General features: G+C 34.3%; 17 protein-coding genes and 3 tRNA genes. 9 read left to right on the top strand and 11 right to left on the bottom strand.

Annotated elements, in window-relative coordinates:
* Positions 1-60: 60 nt before the first annotated feature.
* Positions 61-2,610: an ATP-dependent Clp protease ATP-binding subunit gene (locus tag B0I10_RS06990; protein WP_112085786.1), complete on the bottom strand. Its 2,550-nt coding sequence runs from the start codon at positions 2,608-2,610 to the stop codon at positions 61-63.
* A 259-nt stretch (positions 2,611-2,869) separates the two neighbouring features.
* Here B0I10_RS06990 and gyrA point away from each other — a divergent pair, with 259 nt between their 5' ends.
* Together gyrA and B0I10_RS06980 are read left to right on the top strand one after the other, a co-directional pair.
* Positions 2,870-5,434 (top strand): DNA gyrase subunit A, encoded by a 2,565-nt coding sequence (gene gyrA, locus B0I10_RS06985; RefSeq protein WP_112085785.1) that lies wholly within the window; start codon positions 2,870-2,872, stop codon positions 5,432-5,434.
* A gap of 28 nt (positions 5,435-5,462) precedes the next feature.
* On the top strand, positions 5,463-6,734 hold the full coding sequence (locus B0I10_RS06980; RefSeq protein ID WP_112085784.1) for a tetratricopeptide repeat protein: 1,272 nt from the start codon (positions 5,463-5,465) through the stop codon (positions 6,732-6,734).
* Between the two features lie 52 nt (positions 6,735-6,786).
* Here B0I10_RS06980 and B0I10_RS06975 read toward each other — a convergent pair whose 3' ends face one another.
* Positions 6,787-7,548 carry a C40 family peptidase gene (locus B0I10_RS06975; RefSeq protein ID WP_112085783.1) on the bottom strand — a complete coding sequence of 254 codons (762 nt, stop codon included), beginning with the start codon at positions 7,546-7,548 and terminating at the stop codon, positions 6,787-6,789.
* Positions 7,549-7,566: 18 nt separating this feature from the next.
* The gene (locus B0I10_RS06970; RefSeq protein ID WP_112085782.1) at positions 7,567-8,745 is read right to left on the bottom strand and encodes an acetyl-CoA C-acyltransferase; all 1,179 of its coding nucleotides are present in this window, start codon (positions 8,743-8,745) and stop codon (positions 7,567-7,569) included.
* A gap of 290 nt (positions 8,746-9,035) precedes the next feature.
* Between B0I10_RS06970 and B0I10_RS06965 the strand changes: the two genes are divergently transcribed.
* The 3 genes from B0I10_RS06965 (at position 9,036) to B0I10_RS06955 (ending at position 9,281) form a co-directional block, all read left to right on the top strand.
* Positions 9,036-9,119, top strand: a tRNA-Ser gene (locus B0I10_RS06965).
* Between the two features lie 8 nt (positions 9,120-9,127).
* A tRNA-Pro gene (locus B0I10_RS06960) sits at positions 9,128-9,202 on the top strand.
* 5 nt (positions 9,203-9,207) lie between these two features.
* A tRNA-Arg gene (locus B0I10_RS06955) sits at positions 9,208-9,281 on the top strand.
* Between the two features lie 237 nt (positions 9,282-9,518).
* On the opposite strand, the gene B0I10_RS06950 is transcribed toward B0I10_RS06955, so the two are convergent.
* Positions 9,519-10,937 carry a hypothetical protein gene (locus tag B0I10_RS06950; RefSeq protein ID WP_181456908.1) on the bottom strand — a complete coding sequence of 473 codons (1,419 nt, stop codon included), beginning with the start codon at positions 10,935-10,937 and terminating at the stop codon, positions 9,519-9,521.
* A 164-nt stretch (positions 10,938-11,101) separates the two neighbouring features.
* Here B0I10_RS06950 and B0I10_RS06945 point away from each other — a divergent pair, with 164 nt between their 5' ends.
* A complete protein-coding gene (locus B0I10_RS06945) occupies positions 11,102-12,166 on the top strand; it encodes a sialidase family protein (RefSeq protein ID WP_112085781.1) in 1,065 nt (354 codons plus the stop codon).
* Here the strand turns inward: B0I10_RS06945 and B0I10_RS06940 are convergent.
* From B0I10_RS06940 to B0I10_RS06910, 7 genes are all read right to left on the bottom strand, one after another.
* Positions 12,163-12,615, bottom strand: coding sequence for a sensor of ECF-type sigma factor (locus B0I10_RS06940; RefSeq protein WP_112085780.1), 453 nt, complete (start codon positions 12,613-12,615; stop codon positions 12,163-12,165). The genes B0I10_RS06945 and B0I10_RS06940 overlap by 4 nt on opposite strands.
* 11 nt (positions 12,616-12,626) lie before the next feature.
* A complete protein-coding gene (locus B0I10_RS06935) occupies positions 12,627-13,040 on the bottom strand; it encodes a hypothetical protein (RefSeq protein ID WP_112085779.1) in 414 nt (137 codons plus the stop codon).
* Positions 13,041-13,070: 30 nt separating this feature from the next.
* On the bottom strand, positions 13,071-13,613 hold the full coding sequence (locus B0I10_RS06930) for an RNA polymerase sigma factor (RefSeq protein ID WP_112085778.1): 543 nt from the start codon (positions 13,611-13,613) through the stop codon (positions 13,071-13,073).
* Positions 13,614-13,685: 72 nt separating this feature from the next.
* Entirely contained in the window at positions 13,686-14,747 is a 1,062-nt protein-coding gene (locus B0I10_RS06925; RefSeq protein ID WP_112085777.1) for a GyrI-like domain-containing protein, read from the bottom strand.
* Positions 14,748-14,934: 187 nt separating this feature from the next.
* On the bottom strand, positions 14,935-15,771 hold the full coding sequence (locus B0I10_RS06920) for an OmpA/MotB family protein (RefSeq protein WP_112085776.1): 837 nt from the start codon (positions 15,769-15,771) through the stop codon (positions 14,935-14,937).
* A 79-nt stretch (positions 15,772-15,850) separates the two neighbouring features.
* Positions 15,851-16,846: a glycosyltransferase family 2 protein gene (locus tag B0I10_RS06915; RefSeq protein WP_112085775.1), complete on the bottom strand. Its 996-nt coding sequence runs from the start codon at positions 16,844-16,846 to the stop codon at positions 15,851-15,853.
* A gap of 2 nt (positions 16,847-16,848) precedes the next feature.
* A complete protein-coding gene (locus B0I10_RS06910; RefSeq protein ID WP_112085774.1) occupies positions 16,849-17,304 on the bottom strand; it encodes a type I restriction enzyme HsdR N-terminal domain-containing protein in 456 nt (151 codons plus the stop codon).
* Between the two features lie 45 nt (positions 17,305-17,349).
* Here B0I10_RS06910 and holA point away from each other — a divergent pair, with 45 nt between their 5' ends.
* The 3 genes from holA (at position 17,350) to ettA (ending at position 20,313) form a co-directional block, all read left to right on the top strand.
* Positions 17,350-18,354, top strand: coding sequence for a DNA polymerase III subunit delta (gene holA, locus B0I10_RS06905; RefSeq protein WP_112085773.1), 1,005 nt, complete (start codon positions 17,350-17,352; stop codon positions 18,352-18,354).
* A gap of 61 nt (positions 18,355-18,415) precedes the next feature.
* Positions 18,416-18,598, top strand: coding sequence for a CAL67264 family membrane protein (locus B0I10_RS06900; RefSeq protein ID WP_112085772.1), 183 nt, complete (start codon positions 18,416-18,418; stop codon positions 18,596-18,598).
* A 20-nt stretch (positions 18,599-18,618) separates the two neighbouring features.
* Positions 18,619-20,313, top strand: coding sequence for an energy-dependent translational throttle protein EttA (gene ettA, locus B0I10_RS06895; RefSeq protein WP_112085771.1), 1,695 nt, complete (start codon positions 18,619-18,621; stop codon positions 20,311-20,313).
* Positions 20,314-20,357: the final 44 nt, after the last annotated feature.

Raw genomic sequence — 20,357 nt, 5'->3', positions numbered from 1 at the left:
GAATTCAGAATTAAAAATAGCTATAATTCGTGAATTCGTGGCAGTAAATAAAATTATTTTTTAACTCGTTGGTTTTTCTGCTTTTTGAATTTTTACATTCAATTCTTGAGCATCGTCTTCAATATCCATAAAAATTTCGTCGCCTTCTCCAATTTTAGAAGTGATAATTTCTTCGGCTAATGAATCTTCCACATATTTTTGAATGGCTCTTTTTAACGGTCGAGCTCCAAATTGTTTGTCAAAACCTTTTTCGGCAATAAATGCTTTTGCTTTATCAGATAAATTTAAGGTATAACCTAGATCTTTGATTCGAGCATATAATTTTTTCAGTTCGATTTCGATGATTAAATCGATGTGTTCTTTTTCTAATGCATTAAACACAATCACATCATCAATCCGATTCAAAAATTCAGGAGCGAAGGTTTTCTTCAATGCGTTTTCAATCACACTTTTCGAATGATCATCCGCTTGTGAAACTTTTGCTGCCGTTCCGAAACCAACACCTTGACCAAAATCTTTTAATTGACGAGCTCCCACATTGGAAGTCATAATAATAATTGTATTTCTAAAATCGATTTTTCGACCTAAACTATCGGTTAAGTAACCATCATCCAAGACCTGTAACATCATATTAAATACATCTGGATGGGCTTTTTCAATTTCATCCAAAAGAACAACACAATAGGGTTTGCGACGCACTTTTTCGGTTAATTGACCACCTTCTTCATAGCCAACATATCCCGGAGGAGCACCGACTAATCTGGAAATCGCAAATTTTTCCATGTATTCACTCATATCAATTCGAACCAAAGCATCTTCAGAATCGAACAATTCTTTCGCTAAAACTTTGGCTAATTGCGTTTTTCCAACACCGGTTTGTCCCAAGAAAATGAAGGAACCAATCGGACGATTTGGATCTTTCAATCCGGCACGATTTCGTTGAATAGAACGGGCAATTTTCATTACTGCTTCGTCTTGACCGATTACTTTTCCTCTGATCAATTCGGGTAAATGAGCTAATTTATTGCTTTCAGTTTGAGCAATTCTGTTTACAGGAATTCCGGTCATCATCGAAACTACATCGGCAACATTATCTTCGGTAACGGTAATTCTATTGTTTTTAGAATCAATTTCCCATTGTTCCTGCGCAATTGCTAAATCTTTTTCGATGCGTTTTTCATCATCTCGCAACTTAGCCGCTTCTTCGTATTTTTGTTTTTTAACGACGGTATTTTTCAATTCACGAACATCTTCCAATTGTTTTTCCAGTTCCAAAATTTGTTTTGGCACTTCGATGTTGGTGATGTGAACGCGTGAACCGGCTTCGTCTAATGCATCAATGGCTTTGTCCGGCAAAAATCGATCAGACATATAACGACTAGTTAATTTTACACAAGCATCAATGGCTTCTTGCGTATACGTCACACTATGATGATCTTCATACTTACCTTTAATATTGTTCAAAATAGTAATGGTTTCCTCAATCGAGGTTGGCTCGACAATTACTTTTTGAAAACGTCTCTCTAACGCACCATCTTTTTCAATGTATTGACGGTATTCGTCTAACGTTGTGGCACCAATACATTGAATTTCGCCTCTGGCTAAAGCAGGTTTAAACATATTAGAAGCATCCAACGAACCGGTTGCTCCGCCGGCACCAACGATGGTATGAATTTCATCGATAAACAAAATGATGTCGTCATTTTTTTCCAATTCATTCATCACCGCTTTCATTCGTTCTTCAAATTGTCCACGGTACTTTGTCCCGGCAACTAAACTCGCCAAATCTAGCGTAACCACGCGTTTATTGAATAAAATTCTAGATACTTTCTTTTGTATAATTCGCAAGGCTAAACCTTCGGCAATGGCCGATTTACCCACACCGGGTTCACCAATTAAAAGCGGATTATTTTTCTTTCTTCGGCTTAAAATTTGAGAAACACGTTCAATTTCTTTTTCGCGACCCACCACCGGGTCAAGTTTTCCTTCTTCGGCCATTTCGGTTAAATCCCGCCCAAAATTATCTAAAACAGGTGTTTTCGATTTTTTATTGGTTTTGCTCGCCGGATTATTGAAATTACCCTCTTTCAAACTGTCATCTTGTCCTGAATCTTCATTAAACGATTCATTTTTTGGAAAGCTGTCAGTGTATTCGTCTTCGTTGTTATTCGGTATCATATTCAAATATTGTTCTTTCGCTATATCGTAATCGATTTTTAGCTTGTTTAAAAGTTTTGTTGTCGGATCGTTTTCATTCCTCAAAATGCAAAGCAAAAGATGTGCCGTACTGATGGAAGAACTCTGAAAAACTTTGGCTTCTAAAAAAGTTGTTTTTAAAGCTCTTTCCGCTTGACGGGTAAGGTGAAGGTTTTTCTTTTCGTTACCCACTTCTGCATTTGGATTAGGCGGACTCAAAATTTCGACTTTTTTGCGTAAATAGTCTAAATCAATATCCAAATTACTCAAAATAGTAATTGCTTTACCGTTTCCATCTCTCAAAATTCCAAGCATCAAATGTTCAGTTCCAATAAAATCATGCCCTAAACGCAAGGCTTCTTCTTTACTGTAAGTGATTACATCTTTGACTCTTGGCGAAAAATTATCATCCATAGCACTTCTTTTTTAGAGGTAAATTTACTAAATATGGTTGGTAAATGCAAAAACTATTCCCATTCATATCTCTTGTCAGCTAATTGACAAAAAATATTTGGAATATGAAAGTTAAAGTTCTGATTAATTATTAACCAAAGAACACCTTGTTTTTGTTAATAAATTATATAAATTACTTTGTCATTTAGTTTGAAAAAACTATTGAAATCCATATATTAGCACGTTTTGAAATAACTATAATTTTAATATATAAATACTTATGTCTGAAGGAGAAAAGTTAATTCCTATTAACATCGAAGACGAAATGAAATCAGCCTACATCGATTATTCGATGTCAGTTATTGTTTCACGTGCACTACCTGATGTTAGAGATGGTTTAAAGCCTGTACACCGTAGAGTACTTTACGGAATGTATGATCTAGGAGTTTTTTCGAATAGAGCCCACAAGAAATCGGCTAGAATTGTTGGAGAAGTTTTAGGTAAATATCACCCGCACGGCGATACATCAGTTTATGATGCAATGGTCCGTATGGCTCAAGAATGGAGTTTGCGTTACCTTTTGGTAGATGGTCAAGGTAACTTTGGTTCAGTCGATGGCGATAGTCCGGCAGCGATGCGTTATACGGAAGCCAGAATGCAAAAGATTTCGGAAGAAATTATGGCCGATATAGAAAAAGAAACCGTTGATTTTCAATTAAATTTTGATGATACGTTATACGAGCCAAAAGTAATGCCAACTAAAGTTCCTAATCTTTTGATTAATGGAGCGTCGGGTATTGCAGTTGGTATGGCAACAAATATGCCCCCTCACAACCTTACTGAAGTTGTGAATGGAACATTGGCTTACATTGACAACACTGAAATTGAAATTGATGAATTGATGGAATACATCAAAGCACCCGATTTCCCAACAGGTGGAATCATTTATGGTTATGAAGGTGTTCGTGAAGCCTTCAAAACCGGTCGTGGTCGAATCGTGATGCGTGCCAAGATTGCTTTTGAAGAAAGCAATGGAAAAGATGCTATCATCGTAACCGAAATTCCATATCAAGTGAATAAAGCTGATATGATTAAGAAAACGGCCGATTTAGTTAACGATAAAAAAATTGAAGGTATTTCGAATATCCGTGACGAATCGGATAGAAACGGAATGCGAATTGTGTACGAATTAAAACGTGATGCGGTTCCGAATGTGGTGTTGAATACCCTATATAAGTATACTCAATTACAATCTTCGTTTAGCGTAAATAATATTGCGTTAGTAAATGGTCGTCCGCAAATGTTGAATCTAAAAGAATTGATTCATTATTTTGTGGAACACCGTCATGAAGTAGTGGTTAGAAGAGCAAAATTCGATTTGCGTAAAGCGGAAGAAAGAGCTCATATTTTAGAAGGTTTAATCATTGCTTCAGATAATATTGACGAAGTAATCGCCTTGATTAGAGGTTCGAAAGATGGTGATGAAGCTCGTACAAAATTAATCGAACGATTTTCGTTATCCGAAATTCAAGCTCGTGCAATTGTAGAAATGCGTTTGCGTCAACTTACCGGTCTTGAGCAAGATAAATTGCGTGCCGAATACGAAGAAATCATGAAGTTGATAACACATTTAAGAGAATTATTAGCCAACAAAGAGCTGAGAATGCAAGTTATCAAAGATGAGTTAGTTGAAATTCGTGATAAATATGGCGATGAAAGACGTTCTGTGATCGAATATGCAGGGGGTGATGTGAGTATCGAAGATTTAATTGCTGATGAAAATGTAGTTATTACCATTTCACACGCCGGATATATCAAACGTACAAACCTATCGGAATACAAAACACAAAATAGAGGAGGGGTTGGTCAAAAAAGTGCAGGAACAAGAGATCAAGATTTCTTAGAGCATTTGTTTGTGGCGACCAATCATCAATATATGTTGTTCTTCACTCAAAAAGGAAAATGTTTCTGGATGCGGGTGTATGAAATTCCGGAAGGAAGTAAAACGTCAAAAGGAAGAGCGATTCAAAACTTAATCAACATCGAAAATGAGGATAAAGTAAAAGCCTTTATTTGTACCCAAGATTTAAAAAATGAAGAATACATCAACAGTCATTATGTGATTATGGCAACCAAACAAGGTCAGGTTAAAAAGACGTTGTTGGAGCAATATTCTCGTCCGAGAGTGAACGGAATTGCCGCGATTACCATTCGTGAAGATGATGAGTTATTGGAAGCAAAATTAACCAATGGAAACAGTCAAATTTTAGTGGCAGTAAAATCCGGTAAATTGGTTCGTTTCGAAGAAAGTAAAACACGTCCGATGGGAAGAGGAGCTTCAGGAGTTCGCGGAATCACTCTAGCGGATGAAAAAGATGAAGTGATTGGCATGGTTTCTGTAAATGATATGAGCAGTGAAATTTTAGTAGTATCTGAAAATGGTTATGGAAAACGTTCTTCATTAGAAGACTATCGTATCACAAACCGTGGAGGAAAAGGGGTAAAAACCCTTAACATTACTGAAAAAACAGGAAGATTAGTTTCGATTAATAGCGTAACGGATGCCGATGATTTGATGATTATTAACAAGTCTGGATTAACCATCAGAATGGAAGTTTCAGATTTAAGAGTAATGGGAAGAGCCACACAAGGTGTCCGATTAATCAACATCAAAGGAAATGATTCCATTGCTGCGGTTACGAAAGTTATGAAAGAAGAAGTGGCTGAAGAAGTAGAATTTGAAGATGTTTCTGCTGCAGTTGCAGGAGAAATTTCTCCCTCAGAAACAACCGATTTTGACAACGAAACCGATTCTGAAGAGGAAAATGAAGAAACCGAAGAATAAATAAATAGTAACTAAAATTAGATTTACAATGAAAAGTAGATACATCATTTCAGCTTTTGCTTTGATGTTGAGTTTGGGCGGTTATGCTCAAAAAGATCAATTGAAAGCGTTAGAAAAAGCAATTAAAAACTTTGAACCAACTGCTGTTAAAAATGCTTTGGCAGCAGCAGAAGGTGTCATTGGTAGTGCAAGTGACCAAGAAAAAGCCCAATTTTATTTCCTAAAAGGTAATGCTTTGCTAGAATTGGCAAATAAAAACATGGAAGCAGGCAAGAATTTAAAAGCCGCGGCAAAATCGTATCAAGAATTGTTGTCTACAGAGAAAAAAATTGGAAAGCAAAAATATTCTGTTCAAGCGGAACAATCTTTGATAGATGTAAAAAACAAATTAGTAACTTCTGCAGTTAAAGATAGTGATGAAAAAAGATTTAAAGAAAGTGCAGAAAAATTGTATGATGCTTACAGCTTGAGTCCAAAAGACACAATTTACCTTTATTATGCAGCCGGTAGTGCCGTTAATGGAAAAGATTATGATTTAGCTCTTTCGCATTATGAAAAGTTAAAAGAATTGAATTATTCCGGCAAAGGTGTTGCTTATTATGCCAAAAGTGTTTTAAATGGTTTAGAGGAGTCTTTTAATTCTAAGCAAGATAGGGATGGTTCCGTAAAAATGAAACTTCATACCGATCCTAGGGATGAAAAAATCCCTTCTAAAAGAGGAGAGATTTATAAAAATTATGCTCTAATTTTAGTTGAAAAAGGACAGAAAGAGAAGGCTTTACAAGCCATTATCGATGCTAAAAAAGATAATCCTGAAGATACATCTTTGGCATTAACAGAAGCAAATTTATATTTGGAAGCCAAAGATTATACTTCTTACAAAAGAGTGATTGAAGAGGTTTTGCGAAAATCACCTAATGATGCGGATTTATATTATAATTTAGGAGTAATTGCAGGAACATCAAAAAATGAAGCTGAAGCAGAAAAATATTATCTAAAGGCCATTGAGTTAAACCCGAAATATTCAAATGCCTATTTAAATTTAGCCATTTTAAAGTTAGATGTTGACGTCAAAATTGTTGAGGAAATGAATACTTTAGGAAATTCTGCCAAAGACAATAAGCGTTACGATGAATTAAAAGGAGAAAGAGAAAAAGTATTTAGAGTTGCATTACCCTACTTGGAAAAAGTTGTTGAGTTAGAACCTGGTAACATTGAAGCAAAACAAACCCTTTTAAATGTTTATACTTCATTAGATATGACAGATAAGTATAAAGCTTTGAAAGCAACTATGAACTAGTCAAATGACAATTTGATAAAAAAAGTAAAAATCCCGATTTCTCGGGATTTTTTTATATAATTTTTTTAATAACTCTAAGTTTATGTGTATGACGATTTGTCTCCGCATTATAAATTCCTAGGTGATCTAAACGGTCAATCCTAACTTTACCACTGGCGTGAATGATGTAATTGTCATTCATAATAATACCAACATGAATAATTTTTCCTTCTTCATTATCAAAGAAAGCTAAATCGCCCGGTTCACTTTCTTCAATAAAGCTCAACGCTTCACCTTGAGTAGATTGCTGAGAGGCATCACGCAGCAGTTTGTGTCCGTTAAGTTTATAAACCATCTGTGTAAAACCTGAACAATCAATCCCAAAGGGTGTTTTGCCACCCCAAAGATAGGGAGCATTCAAATACAGAAAAGCGGTTTTAATCAAATTATTTTTAGGTTTTATTCCAGTAACTTTCAATCCTTCAAACTCAAAGTTATTTTTGTTGATTCCTTCGAAATTTAAAAATGATACGGAAGCACCAATCGGAATTGGAATAAGCGAATCATCTATAGTTGTTACGTATTCGACTAAATCATAATTTAAAATTTGAGCACAATTAGAAATTTCATGGAAATCACTTTCCGAAATAATCTGACATTGTTTGGAGTCTATCCAACCCTCATAATTATCATACTGCAAACGAACTTTAAACCATTGTTTGAGTTGTTCGAGAATTTCGAAATGTTCACCAAACAATACTTGCGAAACTTGTTCGCTTCGGTCATTGGGTTCTATTCTAAGTGGAATGATGGCTAAATTGCAGATTCCGTACATGAAAAATAGTGTTACTGGTTATGCTCTTTCTATTACAATTGCTGACGCACCACCGCCACCGTTGCAAATTGCAGCAGCTCCAAGTTTAGCATTGTTTTGTTGTAATACATTTAGCAAAGTAACAATAATTCTTGCACCCGAGCAACCCAGTGGATGACCTAATGATACGGCACCACCATTTACATTTATTTTTGAACCATCAAGACCTAAAATTTTTGCATTAGCTAGACCAACTACGGCAAACGCTTCATTAAATTCAAAAAAATCAACGTCATTAATTGAAAAACCAGATTTGGCTAACGCCTTAGGTAATGCTTTTGCCGGAGCAGTTGTAAACCATTTCGGTTCATGTGCTGCATCTGCATAGCTTTTAATGTAGGCTAATGGTTTTAATCCTAGCGAAAGTGCTTTTTCTTCACTCATTAAAATTAAAGCCGCTGCACCGTCGTTTATGGTTGAGGCATTTGCTGCGGTAACTGTTCCTTCTTTAGTGAAAGCAGGATTTAAACCCGGTATTTTATCTAATTTTACATTCGAAAATTCTTCGTCTTTTGAAATAATTATTGGCTCGCCTCTTCGTTGTGGAACGGATACCGGAACAATTTCCGAATCAAATTTTCCTTCAGACCATGCTTTGGCCGAACGTTCATACGATTGAATAGCGAAAGCATCTTGTTCCTCTCTTGAAATTTTATATTCTGACGCACACAAATCTGCACTCACACCCATGGCATTGTTGTCATACGCATCCGTTAATCCGTCTTTTTGCATTCCGTCTACCATTGATGTTGGTCCAAATTTATAGCCATTTCGCAAATGAATGTAGTGCGGAATTAAACTCATGTTTTCCATACCGCCGGCAACCACCACTTCGGAATCACCAGATTGTATGGCTTGTGCACCTTGCATAACGGCTTTCATTCCAGAGGCACATACTTTGTTCACAGTTGTACATGGAACAGTGTTTGGTAATCCGGCTAAAATGGCAGCTTGTCTAGCAGGAGCCTGACCAACTCCGGCTTGCACCACGTTACCCATTAAAACTTCATCAACCAATTTTGGATCTAAATTTATTTTTGCTAATGCACCTTGAATGGCAATTGCTCCTAATTGTGGCGCAGTAACAGTGGATAAACCTCCCATAAAGCTACCAATAGGTGTTCTAACTGCAGAAACAATGACTACTTTTTTATTCATAACCTAGTATATGTTTGTTTAGATTGCGAAATTAACTATTTTACAGCTATTTTTAGCACATAAATTATATTTTTTGTAATTTTTAAGTTTAAAAAGGCATATTTAATAGTTATGATTTACTGCTAAAGTCGTACAAATTTAATTTTTCAATATTTTGTCTATGTATTTGACTTTGAAGTCATTTTAAACAAAAGCAAAATAATTATCAAAAAAATAGTATAAATACTTGTAAACTAAAGAATGAAAAGCTACATTTGCAACCGCAAAAAAGCTAAGTTCTTTGCAGAATAGGAGAGGTGCCGGAGTGGTAACGGAGCAGATTGCTAATCTGTCGACGGGTAACTGTCGCCAGGGTTCGAGTCCCTGTCTCTCCGCTTTTTTTCGGGGTGTAGCGTAGCCCGGTTATCGCGCCTGCTTTGGGAGCAGGAGGCCGCAGGTTCGAATCCTGCCACCCCGACGAATGGCCCAGTAGCTCAGCTGGATAGAGCAACTGCCTTCTAAGCAGTAGGTCTCAGGTTCGAATCCTGACTGGGTCACATCAAACCATCTGTTTTTCAGGTGGTTTTTTTGTTTTCTCAAATGTCTTTACTGATAATTTCTACAAAATACATTATTGCATCCTTAACTTTTCTGATTTAAAGAGCAATACTTTTTTCTTTTGTTCTTTCTTCAGTGCTCTTCAACTACTTTCTAAAGTATAAAAAAGTTTTTATAGAAAAAAGCAGCAATCTCAATTTTGATTTTGCTGCTTTTTGTAATTGTATAACTTAAACTTAACCTCTTCTTGCAGAACTTCCAGTACCTGAGCTAGCAGATCTAGAAGAACCAGAACTTCTTGGGGTACTCATTTGGCTTGAAGTAGATCGTGGAGCCGATTGTACTTTTGGAGCCGAAGAACTTCTCGGTGTACTTATTTGACCGGAAGAAGAACGTGGAGTCGATTGCACTTTTGGAGCCGGAAAACTTCTTGGTGTGCTTATTTGACTTGAAGAAGAACTTGGCGTATATTGTGATTTTGGAATAGATGTATTTCTGGGTGTACTCATTTGACTAGAGGAAGAACGTGGTGTAGATTCTACTTTTGGAACATTACTAGAACTTCCAGAAGTATAAGCACTGGATCTTGGTGTGTTTCTCGGCGTTGACAATATCGGACTTGCTGAGGAAGAATTATTTCTCACTCTTGGAGTTGAATTTTCAATCGTTGCAAAATTATTACTTCTAATTTCGGAACTTCTTGTATTGCCTTTTGTAGAACCAACTGAATTTCTGGGTGTATTAATCGCCATATCATTAGAACGTATTGATCCATTGCTTTGTACTCTGGTACTACCTTGATTTACATTTGCACGTACGTCATTGTTTCTGGTTCCAGTATATGAAGCTTCAGAAAGTTGATTGTTTCTAGTGCCTCCTACCGAATAATTAGAATTGTTGCCTTGACTTCTGGTGGCTCTGGTTTGCGTTAATTCATATCTATTGTTAACACCATTGTTTCGCGTTGAAAACGATCGGGTAGGATGTTGCGTTTCATAATAATTAGATCTCCTTGTTTGGTGCATTGCAAAGGCTCTTGCACTTCTTCTGTGATTAACATAATGACAAGTGTTATTTACATTTACAAAAACATTTACATGATTTCTGTATCGAAAGATTGGCCAAGGATTCCAAGCATAATAATAGGTCGGATAATAACCCCAATACCAGGAAGAGTAATACGGTCGATAGGAATGTACCCAAAACGTATTAAAAATGATTGGTCTGTGAATATAAATTGGCTCATAAATATAATTTGATCCATACATATAAACATCTCCCACAACTTGAACTTGAACATTGTTATTGCGGTCTCTTTCAACTTCAACAGTCGCAACATCTTGAAACATATCTCTCCCTAAAACAGATTGAACAATGATTAAATGTGTTCCGTTTTCCACTACTTCAATCACACGCAAATAATCAACTTGATTATCATTGTTTAAATCTAAATTAGAAATAGGATTTGAAGGATCATTTAATCTTCTTTCAAAATCTTCTAAATTCGAAGCTTCACCAAAAATGTGGGCAACAGCTCTCAAATCTAAGTTATCGCTAATATCAATAGAATTTGCTCGCACAGTGGTTCTATCTTGGGCATTTATACTTGTCATCCCGACAAACAAAACACAAAGGGTTAATAATGTAGTTTTCATAACGTTGAGTATTTAAAGTTTATAGTGTAGCTAACTTTTCTTTTAATCATTATACAATTTTTGTGCCAATACTTTTTTTGATAATTTTTTAATAAGAATATATTGTAAAAAAGTACTTGAAAAAAAATAATTTTGTTTCTATATTTGTATAAATTTTTAGTAAAATGCGTAAAATTTGTGAAATTCTCCTTTTAATCTTTTTAGTTTCTTGTACTACTGTTGAAAAAAAACCAAAGCCAAATTTACGAGCACCCTTTACCGGAGTTGAGATTGATACGCTTTTAATTGATTCGATGAGTGTTAGAGCCATTACTTTAGAAAAAGATAAAGTTTGGTATGCAACGGATAAAGGCACTTATGGTTATTGTACCTTTGATAAATCAAAAAAATATATTGGTCAGATTACTTTGGATTCAGTTAATCCTCATTTTAGAGGAATAGCTAAAAACAGCTCATCTATATTTTTGATTAGTACCGAGAAACCAGCGGTAATTTATCAAATTTCAAAAAAGGATAATTTGATTACTAAGGTTTTTGAAGATAATCATCTCAACGCTTTTTATAACGGAATTCAATTTTGGAATGATTATGAAGGAATTGCTATGGGCGATCCACAAAATGGATGTCTCTCTGTTGTAATCACTAGAGATGGTGGGAGTACATGGACAAAAGTTCCGTGTTCAGATTTGCCTAAATTAGTGTCAGGAGAAGCCGGTTTTGCTGCTAGTAACAGTAGTTTAGTTGTAAAAGGTAATAATACTTGGATTGTGACCGGAGGAACCAAAGCAAGAGTTTTCTTTTCAAATGACAAAGGTAAAACATGGTCGGTATTCGACACTCCAATGAATCAAGGAAAACCTATGGCAGGAATTTTTACAGCCGATTTTTACAATGATACAATCGGAATAATCGCTGGTGGAGATTATGAAAATCAAGATGAAAATTCTAAAAATAAAGCTTTAACAATTAATAGCGGACAAACTTGGGCTTTAATTTCAGATGGAGAAGGGTTTGGTTATACTTCCTGCATTCAATTCGTGCCTGAATCGGGTGGGCTTTTAACGGTTAGTGTTGGTCCTCAAGGAATCTATTTTTCTGACGATAGCGGTAATTTTTGGAAAAAAATCAGCGATGAAAAAAACTTGCATACCATTCGATTCATTAATGAACGAAATGCCATTGCTGCCGGAAAGAATAAGATTATCAAAATAAAATTTACGTCAAACTAATTTCGTTTGGTCGAGCGATTTTCACGGTATTGTTTTAATAAATTTCGATTAAAATCTTCTTCCGCTTTTTTAAGTTTGATGATTTTATGTGAACTAATTACACTTTTTAAATCAGCTACTAATTTCTTTCTCAATTGATGCGTTTCTTCTTCTACGTTTTCCATTTGAGCAAGTAAATTTGACGCTTCTTTTTCAGACATTGTATCTAAATCAGAATCCATTCGTTTCATATACGATTTCATTTTTTCATGGCGTAATTCAAATTGCTTTTCTTCAAAAGCATTATAAATAGGCCAAAATTTTTCTGCTTCTTGTTGCGTTAAAGACAATTCAGTAGTAATAAATGCTGTTTTTAATGTTTTAATTTTCTCTCTTTTTCCGCCCTGAGCAAAACTCATTGACACAAAAATCAAACAAATAAGAATGGAATAAATGGAACTTTTTTTCATGGTGTTTTTTATTAATCTATAAGATATTGTTCTATCAATTCGCTTTCAAGCAAATATTTTTCAATTGTTTCAGATTCTAAAGATTGTTTTTTTTGTAAGGAAATCACGTCTGAATCATCTAAGTGACTTATGATATCTTCCGTATAAACATTTGTTTGATAACTCAAATATTGTTCGATGGATTCGTTATCAAGAGGAGTAGAGTTGATTTTCCAATTTTGATATAACGGGATACTTACAGCCAAAATCACAACTGCAGCGACAGCAGAAAACCAGTATTTTCGATACGATTTAAGTTGAATGACTTTTGGCTCTTCGTTATCAATCTGACTCAAAATTTTAGATTCAAGTTCGTCAAAGTAATTTTCGGGAACTTTAAAGCCAGTTTTAATTTTTGGATGCTTATGTAAATCTATTGGATTCATGTTTGTTTGACTCTAAAAATCATAAATGGTTTAATCATGCGATAAATATTCTTCAATTTTTTTAACGGCTATGTGATAGGAAGCTTTCAAGCCCCCTACTGTGGTTCCTAAAATTTCTGATATTTCTTCATATTTTAATTCTTCAAAATATTTCATTTTAAACACTAGTTGTTGCTTTTCGGGGAGTTGAGCAATGCCTTTTTGTAATTTTAACTGAATTTCATCACCATCAAAATAGTCATCGGCTTGCATTTTTTCGGTTTGTTGTTGTAAATAATCCTCGCTTGTTGTTTGAAATCGTTTTGCTTTTTGTTGCAAAAAAGTCAATGCCTCATTGGTTGCAATTCGATAGATCCACGAAAAAAGTTTACTTTCTCCTTTAAATCCATTTAAATTTCTGAATACTTTTACAAATGTATTTTGCAAAACATCATCAGCATCATCATGATTTAAAACCAAATTACGAATATGTGCATAGAGCGGTCGCTGATACTGCGATACCAACTCCTGAAAGGATTTTTGTTGCGTATTAGGGTTTAATAACGCTTCTATAAAAGCTTTTTCGTCTTGCAAAACCGTGTTTGTACGTTAAGACTGTGAATATACAAAAAGGTTTAATAGATGATCTTGATTATAAAACGAAGTTTATTCTGTTGGAGTTGCAGATGGGGAAACTTCTTGGTTAATAGCGTTGGCTTTTTGAATAACAGGCATATATATTTCTGTAATCCATTGCGACGGTTGCTTTACATCGGTTCTGTTTTTTACATAAACTTCTCTAAAAGCTCCATTGTAATTTTGTTCTAAATTATTTTTTTTAAGGTAGTCAAATCCTTTATCCCAAGCTTCTTTACTATGAGAATAATCGCCTTTTAATACAATTTTTAACGCACGATGAGACTGAATGCTATCTACTGTAAATTCACTTTCGGGTGTTGTATAAATAATTTCGTTTAATGTTGTGGCAATTGCAAAATCCACTTTGTCATTTGTAACATCATAGTTATCAAAAACAACAAATTTTTGTCTGTTGGTTTTTATTTTATTTTCATGAACAAAGCTATACAATAAAGGCATTACTTCTTGAAGTACAGTATAAAACCCAGAAATACTAGATTGTCCCTCACGCTTTAAATATTTTTGAAGCGAAACCTCTACAATACCTTCTAAATCAATGGAATAAGTTGATATTTCTTTGCTAAGAACTTTTTCTAATGCGACAAGATTATTTTCAAAATCATTACTTAATTTATTTTCAAAACCACCGGAAAACAGGGATTCAAATTTTTCCATAAAATTTAATTTTCCAGAAGTATTCCAAGTTACTTTTGTTCCCCCAACGGTATCTTTAAATGTGATATATGCATCCCATAAATTATTGTTTCGTGAAACTTTTTGTGCAATACTATCGTTCTCTTTTATAAAAATAGTTTTAACAGAACCGTTTCCATTTGTTCCAATCCAATCGAATGAACCCCCTACACCAAGAGTGTTTTTGGGATAGTTAACTTTTCTGGTTTTATCATTTAAGTAATAAAATGATTCCCAATTCTGGTAGTCATTTACATATTGAAAAAGAGTTGATTTGTTTAGGTTAATCAATTTACTTTTTGATACAGAAAATGTTCCATCTTGAGTTGAAAGATAAACTGAAAAAGCAAGTATGATTAATAAAACCAGCAGTAAAATATACTTAAGTATTCTCATTACAAAATGTAAGTTATTAAATGACTAGGTAAAGGTAGGAAATTTATTTTGGTTCAAGCGAAACAAAATTTTCAATTAAAATAACAAATAGTTCCTTATGTTTGAAAAGAATAAATGTATTTAATGAAAATACCCCAAATAATTAGCCATTATTTGGGGTATTTTTAATTTTAATCAATTCAGAAAATTATTTTCCGGTTTGTTTTTTCATTTCTGTTTCAATCATTTGATAAAACTGATCTATTTTTGGCATTACAATAATTCTTGTTCTTCTGTTTGCTGCTCTGTTTTCAACGGTGTTGTTTTCTACCAAAGGTAAAAACTCACCTCTACCAGCTGCAATTAACTGACGCGGATTTACTTTGTGCGTATTAGTTAATACTCGAACAACTGCTGTAGCACGTTTTGCACTCAAATCCCAATTGTCTAATAATACACCATTTTTATAAGGAACATTGTCTGTGTGGCTTTCTACCATACATTCAAAGTCAGGTTTGTCGTTTACTACTTTTGCAACTTTGCCTAAAATTTCTTTAGCACGGTCGCTAATTTCATAACTTCCTGATTTAAAAAGTAATTTATCGGCAATAGAAATCATTACAACGCCCTTTTCAACATTAATTTGAATATCCGGGTCAGAAATTCCAACTGCTCCTTTTAAACTAGTTACTAAAGCCAACGTAACACTGTCTTTTTTCGTTAGAGCATCCTGTAGACGAGAAATTTTTAAATCTTTTTCTTTTAAACTTTCTAACGATTTTTCAAGGTTTTCTGCGCCTTTAGTGGTCAAAGTTGTCAAATTACCCATGTTATTGATTAAGTCCGAAGTGTTTTTCTTTAAATCACTCACCTGATTGGCTAATAATTCTTTTTCAGATAAACACATGTTTAATTTAACCGTGGTAGAATTCAACAAGTCTTGACATTCTTTGTTTTGTGCCTCTAAGGCTGCAATTTTCTTTTTTGTACCACAAGAGCCTAATGTTAAGGCAACAACTGACAGTAATAAAACTACTTTTTTCATGATTTTTGACTTTGTTTTTAATTTTACAAAATTAACGCCATTCTATCAATAGAATTACATTTTGATAGATAAACTAATGTTAAAATTTATTATCAAATATCGTGCAATTTTTTACAAAATAAGTATAAACAATAGTATTAATTTTATAATAGTTAGTCTTTATTTTGATCTCTCGTTTACGTAGTGTTTTGATTAACAAAGCGTAAAATGAAAAATGAGCTTTTAGAATTGCAAAAGTATGATTGAATTTTCCTTTGACTAAAAATTGAATTCCGGCAATTCCGTCTAAAATCATTCTTCCAACAATGATGATAATTAATTGATTGCTGGGAAGGTTTTTAGTGAGCATCACCAATGAATTTCTAAAATTTAAAAAAGTTTTCTTCGGATTTGAGGTTGCCAAAGTTGCTCCTCCCAAGTGATAAACCGTTGATAACCCACAATAAAAAGTATTATAATTTCGATTGAAACTTCGCCAACATAAATCGATTTCTTCCTGATGAGCAAAAAAATCGGCATCAAAACCGTTTAATTCTCTGTAAACTTCTTTTCGAATAAAAAAACAAGCTCCGGAAGCCCAGAAAACCGGAAGAGTATCATCATATTGACCATTATCTTTTTCTATCGTATCAAAAATACGTCCGCGACAAAACGGATAACCAAATTTATCGATAAAACCACCACCTGCGCCGGCATATTCATAGTAAGCTTTATTCTTGTAATCTAAAATTTTAGGTTGAATAATAGCTGTGTTTGGATTTTTATCAAAAAGCGATAGAATAGGAATGAGCCAATTTTCGGTCACTTCAATATCTGAGTTAACTAAACAATAAATTTCTTCTTCAATACATTGTAAACCTTCATTGTAACCTTGTGCAAAACCGTAATTAGCTTTGTTTTGAATAAGTTGAACCGATGGAAATTCTTCCTTTAAAACCAACAATGAATCATCGGTAGAAGCATTATCAATCACATAAACAGTGGCTTCTTGCGAATAATTAACGACCGAAGGCAAAAACTCTTTGAGTAATTTTGCTCCGTTCCAATTGAGAATAACAACTGCGATTTTTTTCAAGATTATTTTACGATTAAATTGTAATTCGGAATATCGTTTAAAAACAAATAACTTTCCTTTTCAAAATCCATTTGGCAAAAATAGTGATTCAATCCATTGGTTACCATTAAATAATCAGCTTTTAATGTAAGATTATACCGTGCAATTTGATCAAAAACAGTTTGGTTTATCAAAACGTTTGTTTGCTTGCATTCAACTACTAAAAAAATATTTCCATTTGGCTGAAAAACAACAACATCATATCGTTTTACTAAACCATTAATTTTAATTACTTTTTCAACATTAATTAATGATTTTGGATAATTCTTTTCTTGGATAAGAAATTGCACCACATGAATGCGGACCCATTCTTCTGGAGTGAGCACAATAAATTTTTTCCTGATTTCATCAAACACCAACACTTTATTTTCACTATTTTTGAAGCGAAAGGAAAAGTCGGGAAAATTCAGTTTTTGCATACCGCAAATTTAATTATTTAAAGCGAACTGCCAACAGTTAGTAGAATGGACGAAATTGTAAAAATCATCAACGATATTAAAAACGGAAATATCAAACCTATTTATTTTTTAATGGGTGAAGAACCTTATTATATTGATAAATTAACTGAATATATCGAAGATAACGTGTTGTCGGAAGAGGAAAAAGGATTCAATCAAATGGTTTTGTACGGAAGAGATGTATCGGTAGAAGATATCATTTCGAACGCTAAACGTTATCCTATGATGGCCGAAAGACAAGTTGTGATTGTGAAAGAAGCACAAGAACTATCCAGAACGATTGATAGATTGGAAAGTTATGCCGATAATCCACAACCATCAACAGTTTTGGTTATTGCCTACAAATATAAAACCTTAGACAAGCGGAAAAAATTAACCAAAACAATTGATAAAATTGGACTGCTGTTTGAAAGTAAAAAATTATATGAAAATCAAGTAGCGGCCTGGATTTCAAGAGTTTTGAAACCAAAAGATTATTCGATAGAACCCAAAGCTTCTGCTATGTTAGTCGAATTTCTAGGAACCGATTTGAGCCGAATTAGCAATGAATTAGACAAATTGCAAATTATTTTGCCAAAAGGAACCGTCATCAATCCGAATCATATTGAAGAAAACATAGGATTTAGCAAAGATTTTAATGTGTTTGAATTTCGAAAAGCAATTGGCGATCGTGATCAGTTGCAAGCCTATCGAATTGCCGATCATTTTGCTCAAAACAAAAAAGAATATCCAATGGTTTTAACAACCGGAATGGTTTTTTCGTTTTTTTCTCAAGTGCTGCAATACCATGGTTTAAAAGATAAAAATCCTAAAAATGTGGCGAGTGTGTTGAAGATAAACCCTTATTTTGTAAAGGACTATGATGTGGCTTTGAAAAATTATCCCATGAAAAAAGTCAGTTCAATTGTTGCCACTTTGCGTGACATTGATGTGAAAAGTAAAGGAGTTGGAGCGAATCAATTGCACGAATCGGATTTATTGAAAGAAATGTTAGTTAAAATCTTTAACTAGTCTTTAAAAAATCTTTAAATATTACCGATATTTGCCACTCCAAAACAAAAAAAACTAAATTATGGGAATGAATAAAAACACGGTCCTGGCTTGGGCAACTTTTATTATGATTTTAATGGGGTTAATTTTAATCGGATTGGGAATTTATCGCTATGCCGATGTTGCCGGTTGGGGATTTGCCACCGTAGGCTTTGGTTTTTTTGCCATCGCTTGGGTTTTTAATGCGTTGAAAGGAAGAGTATAATTTTATAAACAAACACAAAAATGTCAGACGATAAAAAAGTAATTTTTTCGATGTCTAAAGTAAGTAAAACTTACTCCAGCACGAACAAACAAGTTTTAAAAGATATTTACCTGAGCTTTTTCTACGGAGCAAAAATTGGTATTTTAGGTCTCAATGGTTCCGGAAAATCATCTTTATTAAAGATTATTGCCGGAATTGATAAAAATTTTCAAGGTGATTTGGTTTTTGCACCGGGCTATAAAGTAGGTTATTTGGAGCAAGAACCGCAACTAGATGAATCAAAAACGGTGATTGAAATCGTTCGTGAAGGAGCTGCTGAAATCTTTGCTTTATTAGAAGAGTTCAATAAAATCAACGATATGTTTGGTTTACCTGAGGTGTATGAAGATGCTGATAAAATGCAAAAACTCATGGATCGTCAAGCTGAATTGCAAGATAAAATTGATGTTGCAGGAGCTTGGGAAATTGACAACAAATTAGAAGTGGCTATGGATGCGCTTCGTACACCCGATCCTGAAACACCAATTAAAGTATTGTCCGGTGGTGAAAAAAGACGTGTAGCCTTATGCCGATTGTTACTGCAACAGCCAGATGTGTTGCTGTTGGATGAGCCAACCAACCACTTGGATGCAGAATCAGTTTTATGGTTAGAACAACATTTACAACAATATCCCGGAACTGTGATCGCTGTAACGCACGACCGTTATTTCTTAGATAATGTAGCGGGTTGGATTTTAGAATTGGATAGAGGAGAAGGCATTCCGTGGAAAGGAAATTATTCTTCTTGGTTGGACCAAAAATCGAAACGAATGGAATTGGAAGAAAAAGTAGCTTCCAAACGCAGAAAAACATTAGAACGTGAGTTAGATTGGGTACGTCAAGGAGCAAAAGGCCGTCAGACGAAACAAAAAGCACGTTTGCAGAATTATGATAAATTGTTGAATGAAGATCAAAAAGAATTGGATGAAAAATTGGAACTTTATATTCCAAATGGTCCGCGTTTAGGAACAAATGTGATTAACGCGAATGGTGTTTCTAAAGCGTTTGGCGATAAATTATTGTATGAAGATTTGAATTTCACCCTGCCACAAGCTGGAATTGTAGGAATTATTGGTATGAATGGTGCCGGAAAAACTACTATTTTCAAAATGATTATGGGTGAAGAAAATCCGGACAAAGGCGATTTTACTACCGGAGATACGGTAAAAATTGCCTACGTAGATCAATCACATTCTAATATTGACCCAGAGAAATCGATTTGGGAAAACTTTTGTGATGGTCAAGAATTAATTATGATGGGCGGAAGACAAGTGAATTCCAGAGCTTATTTGAGTAGATTTAACTTTGGCGGAAGCGATCAAAACAAAAAAGTAGCCACACTTTCCGGAGGTGAACGAAACCGTTTGCATTTAGCCATCACTTTAAAAGAAGAAGGAAACGTTTTACTTCTGGATGAGCCAACCAACGATTTAGACATCAACACCTTGCGAGCTTTGGAAGAAGGTTTGGAAAACTTTGCCGGTTGTGCCGTAATTATTTCGCATGATAGATGGTTTTTAGATAGAGTTTGTACGCACATCTTAGCATTTGAAGGCGATTCGCAAGTTTATTTCTTTGAAGGAAGTTTCTCTGAATACGAGGAAAACAAACGCAAACGACTGGGCGGAGACTTAACACCAAAACGTATCAAATACAAAAAATTAGTTAGAAATTAATTAAATAGAAATCCTGAGAAATCAGGATTTTTTTTGTAAAAAAA

Source organism: Flavobacterium lacus, assembly GCF_003268815.1.
GTDB lineage: Bacteria > Bacteroidota > Bacteroidia > Flavobacteriales > Flavobacteriaceae > Flavobacterium > Flavobacterium lacus.
The sequence above is the reverse complement of the archived record's forward strand: the minus strand, read 5'-3'. Positions and strand labels throughout refer to the sequence as shown.